Here is a 12633-nt window from a genome sequence, read left to right as displayed (position 1 = left end):
TCAGGCGCCCGGCGTCGTGGTGTGTCGCGTCAGGTAGGCGGCAGCTTCGGCGCGGCGGGCGACCTCGAGCTTGGAGAGGATGCTGGTGACATAGTTCTTGACCGTCTTCTCGGCAAGGTGCAGCTTGTCGCCGATCTCGCGGTTCGTCTTGCCCTCGGCGATCATCTCGAGGATGCGCTCCTCCTGGGCCGAGAGGCGGGCCAGCCGTTCGTCCTTGAGCAGGTGCTTGCCCCTTCGTAGCCGATCGAGCAGACCCTTGGTGACGGCGGGATCGAGCAAACTCTCGCCACGGCCGACGGTCTGGACGGCCCGGACGAGGTCGGCGCCCTTGATCTGCTTCAGGACATAGCCGGCGGCGCCGGCCATGATCGAAGCGAAGAGCGCCTCGTCGTCCGAGAAGGTGGTCAGCATCAGGACCTGGGTGTTTGGCAGACGCGCCCGGATTTCTCGGGTGGCCTCGATGCCGCTGCCGTCCGGCAGGCGGACGTCCATGATGACGACGTCGGGTCGAGCCCACATGGCCCGCTCGATGGCGTCCTTGACGGTGCCCGCTTCACCGACGACGCTGACATCCGGAGTCTCTGCGAGGAGCGACTTGATGCCGTTCCGGACGACTTCATGGTCGTCGACGAGGACGACCCGAAGGGGAATGCCGCTCACGATCAGGCTATCTTCGCAGAAGAAGCGGGGTTAACCAAGATCACTGGTCCTGTCGGGGAGGGGACCATGGTCCCTATGGCTGTCGAAGCACTGGCTGTAGCGTCAATGCCATCTTTATCAGGTATTACGTCGAATTGCCGCACCCACGCGCAGCCCTCGAGCAGACGCTCCTCTCGGTGCCTGCAGGCGTGATTCCGAATTTAGCCATCGTTGCGGATGATCGCGGCCAGCATCTCATGGCTGAGGTCGGCTTTGCCGTAGACGGCCATCGGGTTTCCAAGCACGTCGAGATCGAGATTGGAGAGCCGGTCATGGGTACCGAGCGAACCTGGTTCCCGCTCACGTGGCGCGCGACCGGACCGACAGGACTTTTCCCCGTGCTCGACGCCGAACTGGAACTGGCTTCGCTGGGAGCTCACCTGACGCAGCTTTCCATCAGCGCTCGGTACCAGCCACCGCTCGGGTTGGTTGGGCGGACCATGGACAAGGCTCTGCTCTCCCGCGTCGCGGAAGCCACGATCAAGGACTTCATCGATCGGCTCGCCTCGGCCATCGAGGCAACGATGACGCCGGCCGGCTGACAGGCGGTATCCGAGGGGCCTCGTCGACTTCGTGGTCGGTGCGATCCGCGGGAGCAATCGCGTGACCGGCTTCGCCTCCGTCCTGGTTTTTCGGCTGATCTGGCGGTGCTATTACGCCGAGACGAACGCAACCGGTCGCTAAACCGTCCGCAAGCGTAGGCAGCGCATGAGGCGTTCTTCCAGCTCGTAGACGTCGTCCATCAGCTTGATCACGCCACACTCGGTCTCGAGCTGCGGGTTCCAAATGCCCGGCCAGGTTCGCTGCCCGGCGCGGCGCCGTTTCCTTCTCGCCACACCAGGACGGTACTTCGGAGACGCCGCGGAGTTGCAGCTCCTCGAGATCGTCGAGCAAGTTCATCGGCCTGATGGAGCGCGCGACGGGCGATCCGCCGATCGTCCTCGTCGACTAAGAGCGCCATGGGGCTACCAGGTCGCCGCTTCTCGAAGAACCGCGCGAACCGCCAGCAGCAGCGACTCCCGCCCGGGATTCGGGCGGAGCACGAAGACCTGCTCCGGACGGAACGTCGGTTTCCGATAGCGATCGGCGATCACGACCACCGGCTTGCCATGCTCGAGGTAGTAGCGGAGTAAGCGCCACCCGGGCAGGCCCGCCGTCGAGGCCCCAGGCAGCCGGCGGACGTCGAGCACCGCCACATCGGCCAGGTTGACCAGCGGGCAGAGCGCGTTCGAGGTTCCAAGGCAGGTGAAGTCGGGAGCGTGGGGCCCGGGGCAGTTGATCGGATCGATGCCCGCCGATTCCATCCAGCCACCGAAGCGCTCGCGGTCCTCTCGGTCCGGTTCGACCAGGAGCACGGTCGCGCGGCGGACCATGGGAAGTGTGGTGTTCCTCATATCAGGTACCTCCGTATGAGATCGCCCGTCAATCGTGTTCGACCCTGGCATCGGCTAGCAGGCCCATTCGTCCTCTCTAGGTCGGGACCAGCGTCCCTATGTGTGCGGCCTGTATTGGCGCATCCTCGTTTCCATGGTTGTCGCAGTTCGTCCCCCGATGGCGGAGCTCAACGAGCAGCGGACCGAGTGGGTGCGCCAGTATCGGCACGACCACGCTCTGGCAGACGTCTGGGCACGAGGCCTGCGCCACGTGCAGCACTCGATCGAGACCCAGGAGCGGGTTTTTCGCATGACGGAGCAACTGGCGCGCAGCGGGGTCGATCGCACTGATTTCTTCACGGCGCTCGAGGAAGCCGATCGCTGCGTCGCGCTATCGATCGATCCGCACGTCGCGTCCGAGGCCGGCTACCGCGTGATCAGCACGCTCGTACCCCTCGCGCTGGAGTCTCTGGCTATTCATGCGGGCGAGGACGAGTCCGACCTGCGGGCGCTGGGATTTGACCCTCTCGCCTTCGACGGCCACGACCCAGGCGCCTATGCCTGGGTGATGTTCGAGCTGAGCACGCGCGCCAACGCCGAGCGGCGGTCCCGCTGGCGGCGTTGCGTCCCGCAGGCTTTCTCGACACCCACGGCGATCGGGCTCGCCCGCCTGTAACGCTTCGGTCGCAGGACTTAGGTCCCGGCCAGCGGAGATTGGGTCACCACGAGGTCGGGACCTTCGGTCCTGAAGCTTTCCGCCCTACTGCTGCAGGATGAGATCAACACCTGGAGCGCACGACCAGGAGGCAAATTTTCGATGGAGGTAATTGAGATGACAAAGACATTGCGGTGGCGAGTGTTGGTCCTCCAGGCCGGCCTCATTGGCATCCTGGTTTTCTGCGCGGGGTTCCTGTTCTGGGGGAATTCTTTCATTCACAATCAGATTTCGACCGAGTTGACAGCGCAGCAGATCTACTTCCCGGCTGCTAATAGCCCGGCGATCGCGGCCCTCCCGGCCGCCGACGCGACGGCCATGAACGTCTACGGTGGCCAGCAATTGACCACCGGCGAGCAAGCCAGGGTCTACGCGAACAGCTTCATCGGCGTGCATCTGAGCGAAGTCGCCGGTGGCCTGACCTACTCACAGATGAGCGCGCAGGCGATGGCGAACCCCACTGACACGAAGATGGCCGGCCAGGTGGCGACGCTCTTCAAGGGCGAGACGCTTCGAGGCCTGTTGCTGAACGCTTACGGTTGGTGGACGATCGGAACCTACGCCCTTTACGCGGCGATCGGTTTGGCGGTCGCAGCCTTCGTGGTCCTCGGCGCCTTTGCGCTGGAGATCGTCCTCTGGGTCCGCCAGCGGCAGAAGGTCGCGCTGCCATTCGCGACAGCCAAGCCCAAGGCGATCCCGGCTGTCTAGATCGCGACATCGAACCGGAACGTCCCTCGCCGCGCAGAGCGAGGGACGTTTCGCATTATTCCGGCCCGTGCCGCGATGGGAGGTTCAGGCGGAGATTCCTCAGGTGCAGGCCAATCGCGAGGACGAGTAACGGCACGTGGATTGCGGGAAGGTTGTGGGCGAACCAACGGGGAATGAAGATGTCGGTGACGCCACCGCGCTTGGCGCCAAACTTGACGGCCAGCTTTGTGAGTGGGCACCGAAAGCCATTCGCCGCGAAGATGAGGCTCTCTCCTACTACCACCGCTCCCGCGACTGCCGCTCGTCGGTCGGACTGCCTTCTGAGCCCCGCATAGAGCAGGTACCCTACGCCCGACTCGATGGAGAACCAGGCGAGCGTGTGCACCATCTTGATCGCCGCCAGAGCAACCGGTCGTCGCTTCATTTGCCGGTCTTATCGAAATCGAAGACCGAGCTCCTCTCGAAGAATCGCGCGTTGAAGCCCGTCGGAGCCAACAGGGCGGCTAGGCTGAGATTAAACGGACCTACCCCTACCCCGACCGCGTCCAGCATTCGATCAGAGCCTACCGCAGGAGAGGGAAGGTATCGTCCCGTTGTGACATCGCTATGACGTCCGTCCGCCAGCTGCGCCGGACAGCGCTGTCGCTCCCCGAAGCGACTGAGCAGGACCACCACGGCCGGCCCTCCTTTCGGGTCCGCGGGAAGATCTTCGCAACCCTCTGGGACCCGGAACGCGTCAACGTCATGCTCGACCTGCATCAGATCCGGATCGCGGTGAACGATCACCCAGGCGTGTGCCGGGAGTTTTGGTGGGGGAAACAGATCCGCGCCGTCCAGCTGACGCTGCCCCTGGCTGATGCCCGGGTAGTTCGCGAGCTGATCACAGCGGCGTGGCGACTGAAGGCGCCGCGAGGATTGACGAGGTCTCGGGATCAGGGAAGATGACGAGCCGGTGACGGCTGAGCGGCACGGCAGCGGCAAACGATGGGCTTTGCGAAGCAATCAAGGCCCACTGAGTTCTGGCCTATGGTGGACACGGGCCCGCGTCGGTGGATGCGCGTCGGCCGATCGGCAGCGGGTGATGCCCGGTCGGCTGGCGAGGAGGCGGCCGGCCAGGCACTCGAGCAGGACAAGGCGAGCCTCCTCGTGGTGTTCTGCTCTGATGCCTACGACCTGGAGCTGCTGATCCGAACGATCAGCGAACGGTCGGGTGGCGCGCCGCTCATCGGATGCTCGACAGCGGGTGAGATCGGTGTCTCCGGCCCCGGGGATTCCAGCGTGGTTGTGACGGCGTTAGGCGGCGAGGGCTTCTCGATCGCAACGGCGCTGGCGACTGGCGCCTCCGGGCGCCTTCGTTTGGCGAGCGCGGAGGTCGCAGCGTCGGTATCTCGCCTGGCCGAGCGCCCGCACAAAGTCTTGATGCTCCTCAGCGACGGCCTTTCCGGCGACCAGCAGGAGGTCGTCCGAGGTGCCTACTCAGTCGTTGGCGCGGCCGTCCCCCTGGTGGGAGGCTGCGCCGGCGACGACCTCAAGATGAAACGGACGTACCAATTCCACGGCACCCAGGTGGTAACCGATGCCGTCGTTGGGGCAGCGATTGCCTCGGATTCCCCGATGGGCATCGGCGTTCGGCATGGTTGGCGGCGCGTCGGCGAACCGATGCTGGTCACAGGCAGTGCCGACAACCGGGTCCATACCCTCGACGACAAGCCTGCGCTCGACATTTACCTGGATCGCCTCAACGCGCCGGCCAGCGCTCGAACGGATGCCGCGGCCTTCACCCGGTTTGCGATCACCCACCCCCTCGGCCTCAGCCGGCGTAGCGGCGAGGAGGTCCGCTTCGTTGGCGAAGCCAATTTCGAGGACCGGTCACTCATCTGCATCGCCGGCGTCCCGCAGGGTGGCCTGGCCTGGTTCATGGAGGGCGACGACACGTCGGTGCTCGAGGCCACTGACGCGGCCTGCTCCGATGCGCTGGCCTCCCTCGATGGTCACCGCCCGGTCGGGTTCCTCGCCTTCGACTGCATCGCCCGGCGCGGCGTGCTGGGCGACGAGGGGATTCGCCGCGAGGTGTCGCGCATCGGCCTCCATGCCGGCGGCGCGCCCATCGCCGGGTTCTATACGTATGGCGAGATCGCGCGCACGAATGGCGTCAGTGGTTTTCACAATCAGACGCTGGTAATTCTCGCGCTGAGCTGACGATGTCGACCTACTCCGGTGGTTGGTCGACCCAACAGCTCGCCGAGTTCCTCACCGCCATCGCGTCCTACTCAGACCGTGCGGGTGCGCTCACCGGGGCCGTCGAACGGGTCGCCGAGGCGCTTGAGGCGGAGGTTGCCGCCGTCGTTCAGGGCGATGTTGTCCTGGCCGCGGTCGGATTTCCGGCGAACGATATCCCCACAGCGCTGCTATGTAGGGCTGCCGCACAAGACTCCGCCACGATCGAGCTGCCGTCACTTGGGGTCTGCCGCGTCTCCATCGTGGCATTGGAAACTCCGAAAGATGCCCGTCTGCTGGTGGCACGGACCGGAGCTTCGGAATTCGTCCGCGAGGAGGCGGTCCTTTTGCGGGCGATGGGTCGCGGCCTTGCGCTGACGGTCCGCTCGCTCGCGGCGCTCGAGGAAGAGCGCCACCTGCGCGCCCGTAGTGATGCGCAAAGCCGAGAGAACGTGCGCCTGGTGCGTCAATTGCAGGAACGGCAGACCCTACTCGAACGTCTGGCCAAGATCGGGCAGTCGATCTCGCATCGCGCTCCGTTCACCGAGGTACTCGACGCGATCGTCCGGGGCGCCAGCGAGCTCGTCAACGCGGAGATCGCCAGCTTCCGCTTGCGCGACGAGGCCAACGCGGACGCCCTCGTCATTCTGGCGCAGGTCGGCCTCGCCCCCGAGGTGCTCGCTGAGATGGCGCTGGAACCCTCGTCTCGCGGCGCCAGTAGTCGGTCGGTGGCGGAGGACCATCTGGTGGTCATTGCGGATTACCCGCGGTTCGAGGGAGGGGTCGCCGCCCTCGTCCGCGACGGTGTCCAGGTCGCGATGGCCGCGCCCGTACGAGAGACCGGGCGGGTCGTGGGTAGTCTCACGGTGGCCTCGCGCGAGGCCGGCCGCGTCTTCACGCCCGCGGAGCAGGACACGCTGGTCGCTTTCGCCGAACATGCCAGCCTCGCGCTGACTGACTCCAAGATGGCGGCTGCCATGCAGCACCAGGTCTTGCACGATGCGCTCACCGATCTGCCCAACCGCACGCTCTTCCTGGATCGGCTCGAGCACGCGCTCGCTCGGGCGCGGCGGGAGGTCGGCTCGATCACCGGAGTGCTCTTCATCGATCTCGACCGCTTCAAGAACGTCAACGACAGCCTGGGGCATGAGGCAGGCGACCAGTTGCTGATCCAGCTAGGGCGTCGTCTGCGCGGGTCGATTCGCGAGGTGGATACGCCGGCCAGACTTGGCGGCGACGAGTTCGCCGTCCTGGTCGAAGGGGTGGCCGACCTGAATGAGGTGATCATTGTCGCCCAGCGCATCCGCGACAACTTGCGCGAGCCCGTGACGATCGGCGGCAACGAGATCTTCAGTAATCCCAGCATCGGCGTCGCCACCAGCAGCGATGGGCGAGAGGCCGCATCCGAGCTACTGCGCAATGCGGACACGGCCATGTACCGCGCCAAGGAGACGGGCACCAGGCCCTGTGTCGTCTTCGAGCCGACGATGCACGCCGCGGTTATGCGCCGCCTCGAACTGGATGCCGACCTCGCCCGTGCGGTCGAGCGAAACGAATTCGAGCTGCATTACCAACCGGTGGTTCGGCTCGAGGGGGAGACCATCGATGGCGCGGAGGCGCTGGTCCGCTGGCGCCATCCGGTGAAGGGGCTGATCCCGCCCGCGGAGTTCATCGGTGTCGCGGAGGAAACCGGGCAGATCGTGCCGCTGGGACGCTGGGTCTTGCAGGAGGCAATCCGCCAGGCAACCGAGTGGAGGGCGGCTTTGCCGGATCGTCGCCACTTCAGCCTGAGCGTCAACGTCTCTGCACGGCAGCTCCAGGACCCGGACCTACTTGGGCAGCTGACGCGCATGCTCTACGAATCCGAGTTCAACCCCGCTGACCTCGTGCTCGAGATCACCGAATCGGTGCTCATGAAGGACATGGCGGGGACCGTAGGGAGGCTGCGGGAGCTAAAGCAGCTCGGGCTGCGGCTGGCCATCGACGACTTCGGGACGGGGTATTCCTCGCTCGGATACCTGCGTCACTTCCCAGTCGATGTCCTCAAGATCGATCGGGCGTTCGTCGATGACATCGCCGAAGGCACCGAGCAGTCAGCCGTCGCCCGAGCCATCATCGGCCTGAGTGATGCCCTCCACTTGACCACGGTGGCGGAGGGGATCGAAACGGTGGGTCAACTTCGCCTGTTGCGTTCGCTCGGCTGCGAGCTGGGACAGGGCTACTATTTCTCGCCGCCGCTGCAGGCGAAGGCGTTCGAAGCTCTTTTGCAGCGTGGCATCGGCTGGAGGCCGGGCGTCGCAGTCGCCGCCTAGGGCGATGGCCACCTGCATATATAGGTGGCGAGTAGTAACAGACTAGGAAGTTATGTAGTAGTGGACGGAGTCAATGGGTCCGTGGCCTGAAATGAGCCAGCACCTGGTGACGTTCGTCGTCGACGGCCTGCTCTGCTCGCTGCCGATGGAGCAGGTCGAGCAAGTTGTCGCTATGCCCGCTATCACGCCGCTTCCCGGCGCCGACCGTCAAGTCCTGGGAGTTATCGATCTGCATGGATCGCCGTGCCTGGTCATCAACCTCCGCCGGCTCCTTGGATTGCCGGAGGCGCCAATCCAGCCCGAGCAGCACCTCTTGATCGTTAAGGCTGGCCAGGGCGTCTGCGCCGTCGGCGTCGACCAGGCGCTCGACGTGGCAGCCGGCGATGTCCTGACGGTGCCGGGTGACCGCCGCTCAGGAGAGCTGATTCAGGGGCTGTCGCCGAGCGGCGGCCTCTTGCACCTCGTCCTGGACAGTGCTCATTTGCTAGATGCCGCGCCGCTCGCGCCGGGACGCGCACGGAAACTCGCCACGGCCGCGGAGATTCCGGCATGACCCGAGATTCTCAGCAGGTCCTGGTCGAGCGCGCCCGACGACTCGCGATGCCCCTCGGCGACGGTGCCGACGCCCGAGTGACGATGCTTGGCTTCACGCTCGGCGACGAAGGATTCGTCACCGCCCTGGCAGGGCTCACGGAGGCGACACCGGTCAGCCATCTAGCGCCGCTTCCCAACGTTCCCGCCCTCTACGCCGGGATTGCCAACGTGCGGGGAGCCTTGATTCCCGTCTTCGATCTGCGAAGCGTGCTGAACATTCGCGCGCCCCGTGCGGGGACGCTCCCGATCATGCTGGTTATCGACACTCCGCAACCTGCAGGGATCTGGGTCGACCGGCTGGACGGGCTGCTGTCCGTCGAGCCCGCGACCCTCCGCCGCGATCATGGGCCGCAATCCGCGTGGTTCCTCGGGCGAACGCCGGACCTTCGTACGGCGATCGACCTTCGCGCGCTGCTAACGACGGCCATTGCACTGCAGACGAACCGGGCTGTGGAGGCATCCACCCGGCCATGAACATCTTCGCCCGAATCCTTGCTGGCTACGCGTTGACGCTATTGATGACGCTCAGCATCGCCGCGGTCGCCGTCGTTCAGGTGGGGCAGATGGAGACTGCCAGCAATCGGGGTGCGGGCGCGAACGCTCAACTGATCGTCGGCTTGATTGTTGTGCTCGCCATCTTTATCACGGTCGGGATTGGCGTGTTCATCGCCCGCAGCATCTCGGTGCCGCTCGGCCAGATCACCGTCGCGGCAAACCGGATCGGCGATGGCGAGCTGATCGAGACGCCGCGCTTTGCGCGGCAAGACGAGATCGGGCTCCTGGCGGGCGCCCTCACTCGGATGATGCAAGGCCAGCGAAACCTCGCGGAACGCGAGCGCACGGCGAAAGAGGAATCGGCGAAGACGATCACGCGCTACATCGCCTTCGTTGCGAGAGTCGCCGACCGTGATCTGAGCGGGACCCTTGAGGTGTCCGGGAATGGGGAGATCGCCGCGCTTGGGCGAGACCTTAACAAGATGAACGCCAACTTGCGGGAACTGGCCGTCCAGATCCAGGACGCCACCAACGACCTGGGCTCAGGTGTTTCCGAGATCCTGGCCGCCGCCAGTGAGCAAACCTCGAGCGCGGCCAACCAGGCGACCGCCATCCAGGAGACCACCGCCACGATCAACGCGATCCGTACCACCGTCGAGCAGACCTCGCAGCGCTCGGGTCAGGTGGCGAGCATGGCCCGGGACTCGGTCAAGGCCACGGACGACGGCAGAGGCTCGGTCGAATCGACGATCGAAAGCATGGCCGCCATCAAGGCGCAAGTGGAGGGCATCGCGCAGAACATCCTGGCGCTGAGCGGACAGGGCCAGCAAATCGGTGACATCATTACCACCGTCAACGACTTTGCCGAGCAGTCCAACTTGCTCGCCCTCAACGCCGCTATCGAAGCGGCCCGCGCGGGGGAGCACGGAAAAGGATTTGCGGTCGTTGCCTCAGAGGTTCGCAACCTGGCGGAACAGTCCAAGGTCGCCACCACTCGGGTGCGGGAGCTGCTGAGCGAGATTCAGAAGGCGACGAACAGTGCCGTCATGGTCACCGAGGAGGGACTCAAGGGCGTCGAGAGCGGATCGAAGAACGTCGACGGCGCCGGGACCGCGATCAAATCGCTCTCGGAGACCATCCGCCGAACCGCGCAGACGGCCGAACAAATCGCGATCGCAGTGCAGCAGCAAACCGTGGGCATGGAGCAGATCGCCGTGGCAATGGGCGAGATCAACCAGGCGACCGCCCAGGCAGTGGCGGGGTCACGACAGACTCAGCTATCCGCTCAAAACATCACCGAGCTCAGCGAACGCATGAGCAAACTCGCCAGGAGTTACATCCTGTCGTAAGGGCGAAGCATGAGAACAAAGAAAGCATGAACGAAGAAGCCCTGACTCAAGAGCTGATGGCCACCTACCGGGCCGAGGCACGAGAGCGACTGGAGGCAATCACCAGGGTTCTGCTCGAAATCGAACGGAATCCTTCAGGGTCGGAGCGTGCTCAGCAAGTGGAGCACATCTTTCGTGAGGTGCACAGCCTGAAAGGCGCGGCGCGCTCGGTTTCGGCGATCGCCGTAGAGGGGGTCGCCCATGCTTTCGAGGATGCGATTGTCGCAGCGCGCAAGCGACCAACCGTCGAGGAGCTGCCGCTGCACGACTGGTACGGGCACCTTGATCAGCTGAGTGCCTTGATCGACCACTCCGCCGTCCCGAGTGCATCGGCAGAGGAGAGTATCAGAGTGGCGACGCCGCGACTCGACCGGCTGATGGCCGACGTCGGCGCGCTTCTTGTGGGGGAGCAAGCACGGGCCCAGCTAATCCGAGACCTCACGGGTCTAGCCGCGAGCCTGAGTTCGGCCGAACAGCGCTGGCGCCGGTCGCAGGCCGGGCGGCAGTCAGGCGGGTGGCCGGACGACCTTCACCACGTCCATCAGCGACTGAAGCTCAGCACCCAGTCGGCGCGCCAACAGCAAGCCGAGATGCGTCGGCAGCTCGACACGCTGGACAACGACATCCGCGAGCTTCGCATGATGACCGTTGGAGGACTTTTCCGATCGTTCGAGCGCATGGTTTTAGACCTGACTCGGGAGACAGGCAAGCGGGTTGACCTGGAGCTGTTAGGCGAAGCGACGAACGTCGATAAGGGTGTGCTCGACGCGCTTCGCGACCCGCTGCTGCATCTCATTCGCAACGCCATCGACCACGGCATCGAAACGCCTGCCGAGCGGGAGTCGGCTGGCAAGCCGGCGACCGCCCACCTGGCGCTGAGGGCGGACCGAGGAGGAAACGTGGTCGTCATCACCATATCGGACGACGGTCGGGGCATCGATCTCACCGCGGTGCGCGGACAGGCGGTTCGCCTCGGGCTACTCAGCGCCGCGCAGGCAGACGGCCTCTCTGGTCCTGAGGTCTTCGAACTGCTCTTTCGGAGCGGCCTTTCGACCCGCACCGAGGCGAGCGAAGTCTCGGGTCGTGGGCTCGGTCTCGCCATCGTCAGACAGGCCGTGGAGCTTTTGCGCGGGCAGGTCATAGTCGAGCGCTCCGGTCCTCAGGGAACGGTGTTTCGGCTCTCGGTCCCTCTCACCTTGTCCACCACGCGATGCCTGCTGGTGCGGGCTCTCGGCGGTACCCAGGCAATTCCACTGGAATTGATCGAACGAACCGCGCTCATCCGGCCGGAGCAGATCTTGACCGTTCAGGGACAGCCCACGATCCGCCTGGACGGGCGGGCGGTAAGCCTCTTCTGGCGCGAGCGCGCGAGCCCGCGGGCAAAAGAGAAGACGCCGGTCGTCATCTTTCAGACCCGCGGTGGCCTGGTGGCGTTTCCAGTTGATGCGTTGCTGGGCGAGCAGGAACTGGTTGTGAAGCCGTTTCCCGCCCTGCTTCCGCTCGTGCCCACGATGAGCGGCGCGAGCACGCTCCCATCGGGAGAAGTCGTTCTGATCCTCAATCCGATCGATCTCATCGACCACGCGCTCTCGCCAGCCGGCATCGCTCAGGCGGTCGCGGAGGCAGCATGACCGACGCTAAGAAAGCTTCGCGAATTCTGATCGCTGAGGACAGCCATACTCAAGCCAAGCGGGCGCAACTGGTGCTCGAGGAGGCAGGCTTCCAGGTCATCATTGCCGTCGACGGCGAAGCTGCTTGGGAGGTGCTCATGCAAGACACGATCGACATGGTGGTGTCCGACATCGATATGCCACGCCTCGATGGGTTCGGGCTGTGCGTTCGGGTCAAAGCCGACCCACGGCTCGCGCAGGTGCCATTCGTGCTCCTGACCGGCCGGATGGACCTCGAAGCCCTCGTGCGGGGGCTCGAGGTAGGCGCCGATGACGTCATCAACAAAACATGGGTTCCGAGCCTGCTCGTGGCCAGGCTGACCGCCCTTCTGGGGGGTCGGAGGCCGGCGGCTGGTGGGACCGGATCACGCGAGCGGCTGCTCGAGCTCATCTTGAGCCGAACCATCGAATTGGAGGACGCGTACCGAGCGCTTGACGAGGAGCGGCGCCGCGCTGCGTGAG

Annotated in this window: 16 protein-coding genes; 11 read left to right on the top strand and 5 right to left on the bottom strand. The window is 65.1% G+C overall.

What is annotated here, in order from left to right:
- Entirely contained in the window at positions 1–666 is a 666-nt protein-coding gene (locus VHK65_01600; protein ID HVS04846.1) for a response regulator transcription factor, read from the bottom strand.
- A gap of 128 nt (positions 667–794) precedes the next feature.
- Between VHK65_01600 and VHK65_01595 the strand changes: the two genes are divergently transcribed.
- Entirely contained in the window at positions 795–1241 is a 447-nt protein-coding gene (locus tag VHK65_01595; protein HVS04845.1) for a hypothetical protein, read from the top strand.
- Positions 1242–1379: 138 nt separating this feature from the next.
- Here VHK65_01595 and VHK65_01590 read toward each other — a convergent pair whose 3' ends face one another.
- Positions 1380–1535 carry a hypothetical protein gene (locus tag VHK65_01590; protein ID HVS04844.1) on the bottom strand — a complete coding sequence of 52 codons (156 nt, stop codon included), beginning with the start codon at positions 1533–1535 and terminating at the stop codon, positions 1380–1382.
- A 129-nt stretch (positions 1536–1664) separates the two neighbouring features.
- A complete protein-coding gene (locus VHK65_01585; GenBank protein HVS04843.1) occupies positions 1665–2093 on the bottom strand; it encodes a hypothetical protein in 429 nt (142 codons plus the stop codon).
- 133 nt (positions 2094–2226) lie between these two features.
- On the opposite strand from VHK65_01585, the gene VHK65_01580 reads away from it, so the two are divergent.
- Together VHK65_01580 and VHK65_01575 are read left to right on the top strand one after the other, a co-directional pair.
- Positions 2227–2748, top strand: coding sequence for a hypothetical protein (locus VHK65_01580; GenBank protein ID HVS04842.1), 522 nt, complete (start codon positions 2227–2229; stop codon positions 2746–2748).
- 156 nt (positions 2749–2904) lie between these two features.
- A complete protein-coding gene (locus tag VHK65_01575) occupies positions 2905–3495 on the top strand; it encodes a hypothetical protein (GenBank protein HVS04841.1) in 591 nt (196 codons plus the stop codon).
- A 55-nt stretch (positions 3496–3550) separates the two neighbouring features.
- Here the strand turns inward: VHK65_01575 and VHK65_01570 are convergent, their stop codons facing one another.
- Positions 3551–3919 carry a hypothetical protein gene (locus VHK65_01570; protein HVS04840.1) on the bottom strand — a complete coding sequence of 123 codons (369 nt, stop codon included), beginning with the start codon at positions 3917–3919 and terminating at the stop codon, positions 3551–3553.
- Positions 3916–4047 (bottom strand): SidA/IucD/PvdA family monooxygenase, encoded by a 132-nt coding sequence (locus VHK65_01565; GenBank protein ID HVS04839.1) that lies wholly within the window; start codon positions 4045–4047, stop codon positions 3916–3918. Before VHK65_01565 ends, VHK65_01570 begins: the two co-directional genes overlap by 4 nt.
- A gap of 54 nt (positions 4048–4101) precedes the next feature.
- Between VHK65_01565 and VHK65_01560 the strand changes: the two genes are divergently transcribed.
- The 8 genes from VHK65_01560 (at position 4102) to VHK65_01525 (ending at position 12632) form a co-directional block, all read left to right on the top strand.
- Positions 4102–4440 (top strand): MmcQ/YjbR family DNA-binding protein, encoded by a 339-nt coding sequence (locus VHK65_01560; protein ID HVS04838.1) that lies wholly within the window; start codon positions 4102–4104, stop codon positions 4438–4440.
- An 81-nt stretch (positions 4441–4521) separates the two neighbouring features.
- Positions 4522–5694 carry an FIST N-terminal domain-containing protein gene (locus VHK65_01555; GenBank protein HVS04837.1) on the top strand — a complete coding sequence of 391 codons (1173 nt, stop codon included), beginning with the start codon at positions 4522–4524 and terminating at the stop codon, positions 5692–5694.
- Between the two features lie 2 nt (positions 5695–5696).
- A complete protein-coding gene (locus VHK65_01550) occupies positions 5697–8024 on the top strand; it encodes an EAL domain-containing protein (protein ID HVS04836.1) in 2328 nt (775 codons plus the stop codon).
- A 91-nt stretch (positions 8025–8115) separates the two neighbouring features.
- Positions 8116–8577 carry a chemotaxis protein CheW gene (locus tag VHK65_01545; protein HVS04835.1) on the top strand — a complete coding sequence of 154 codons (462 nt, stop codon included), beginning with the start codon at positions 8116–8118 and terminating at the stop codon, positions 8575–8577.
- The gene (locus VHK65_01540; protein ID HVS04834.1) at positions 8574–9092 is read left to right on the top strand and encodes a chemotaxis protein CheW; all 519 of its coding nucleotides are present in this window, start codon (positions 8574–8576) and stop codon (positions 9090–9092) included. The genes VHK65_01545 and VHK65_01540 overlap by 4 nt, the downstream gene beginning before the upstream one ends.
- Positions 9089–10462 carry a methyl-accepting chemotaxis protein gene (locus VHK65_01535; protein HVS04833.1) on the top strand — a complete coding sequence of 458 codons (1374 nt, stop codon included), beginning with the start codon at positions 9089–9091 and terminating at the stop codon, positions 10460–10462. The genes VHK65_01540 and VHK65_01535 overlap by 4 nt, the downstream gene beginning before the upstream one ends.
- 26 nt (positions 10463–10488) lie before the next feature.
- The gene (locus VHK65_01530; GenBank protein ID HVS04832.1) at positions 10489–12132 is read left to right on the top strand and encodes an ATP-binding protein; all 1644 of its coding nucleotides are present in this window, start codon (positions 10489–10491) and stop codon (positions 12130–12132) included.
- Positions 12129–12632, top strand: a complete 504-nt coding sequence (locus tag VHK65_01525) for a response regulator (GenBank protein ID HVS04831.1) — start codon at positions 12129–12131, stop codon at positions 12630–12632. The genes VHK65_01530 and VHK65_01525 overlap by 4 nt, the downstream gene beginning before the upstream one ends.
- Position 12633: the final 1 nt, after the last annotated feature.

The sequence above is a fragment of the Candidatus Dormiibacterota bacterium genome, from assembly GCA_035544955.1.
GTDB lineage: Bacteria > Chloroflexota > Dormibacteria > CF-121 > CF-121 > CF-13.
The sequence above is the reverse complement of the archived record's forward strand: the minus strand, read 5'-3'. Positions and strand labels throughout refer to the sequence as shown.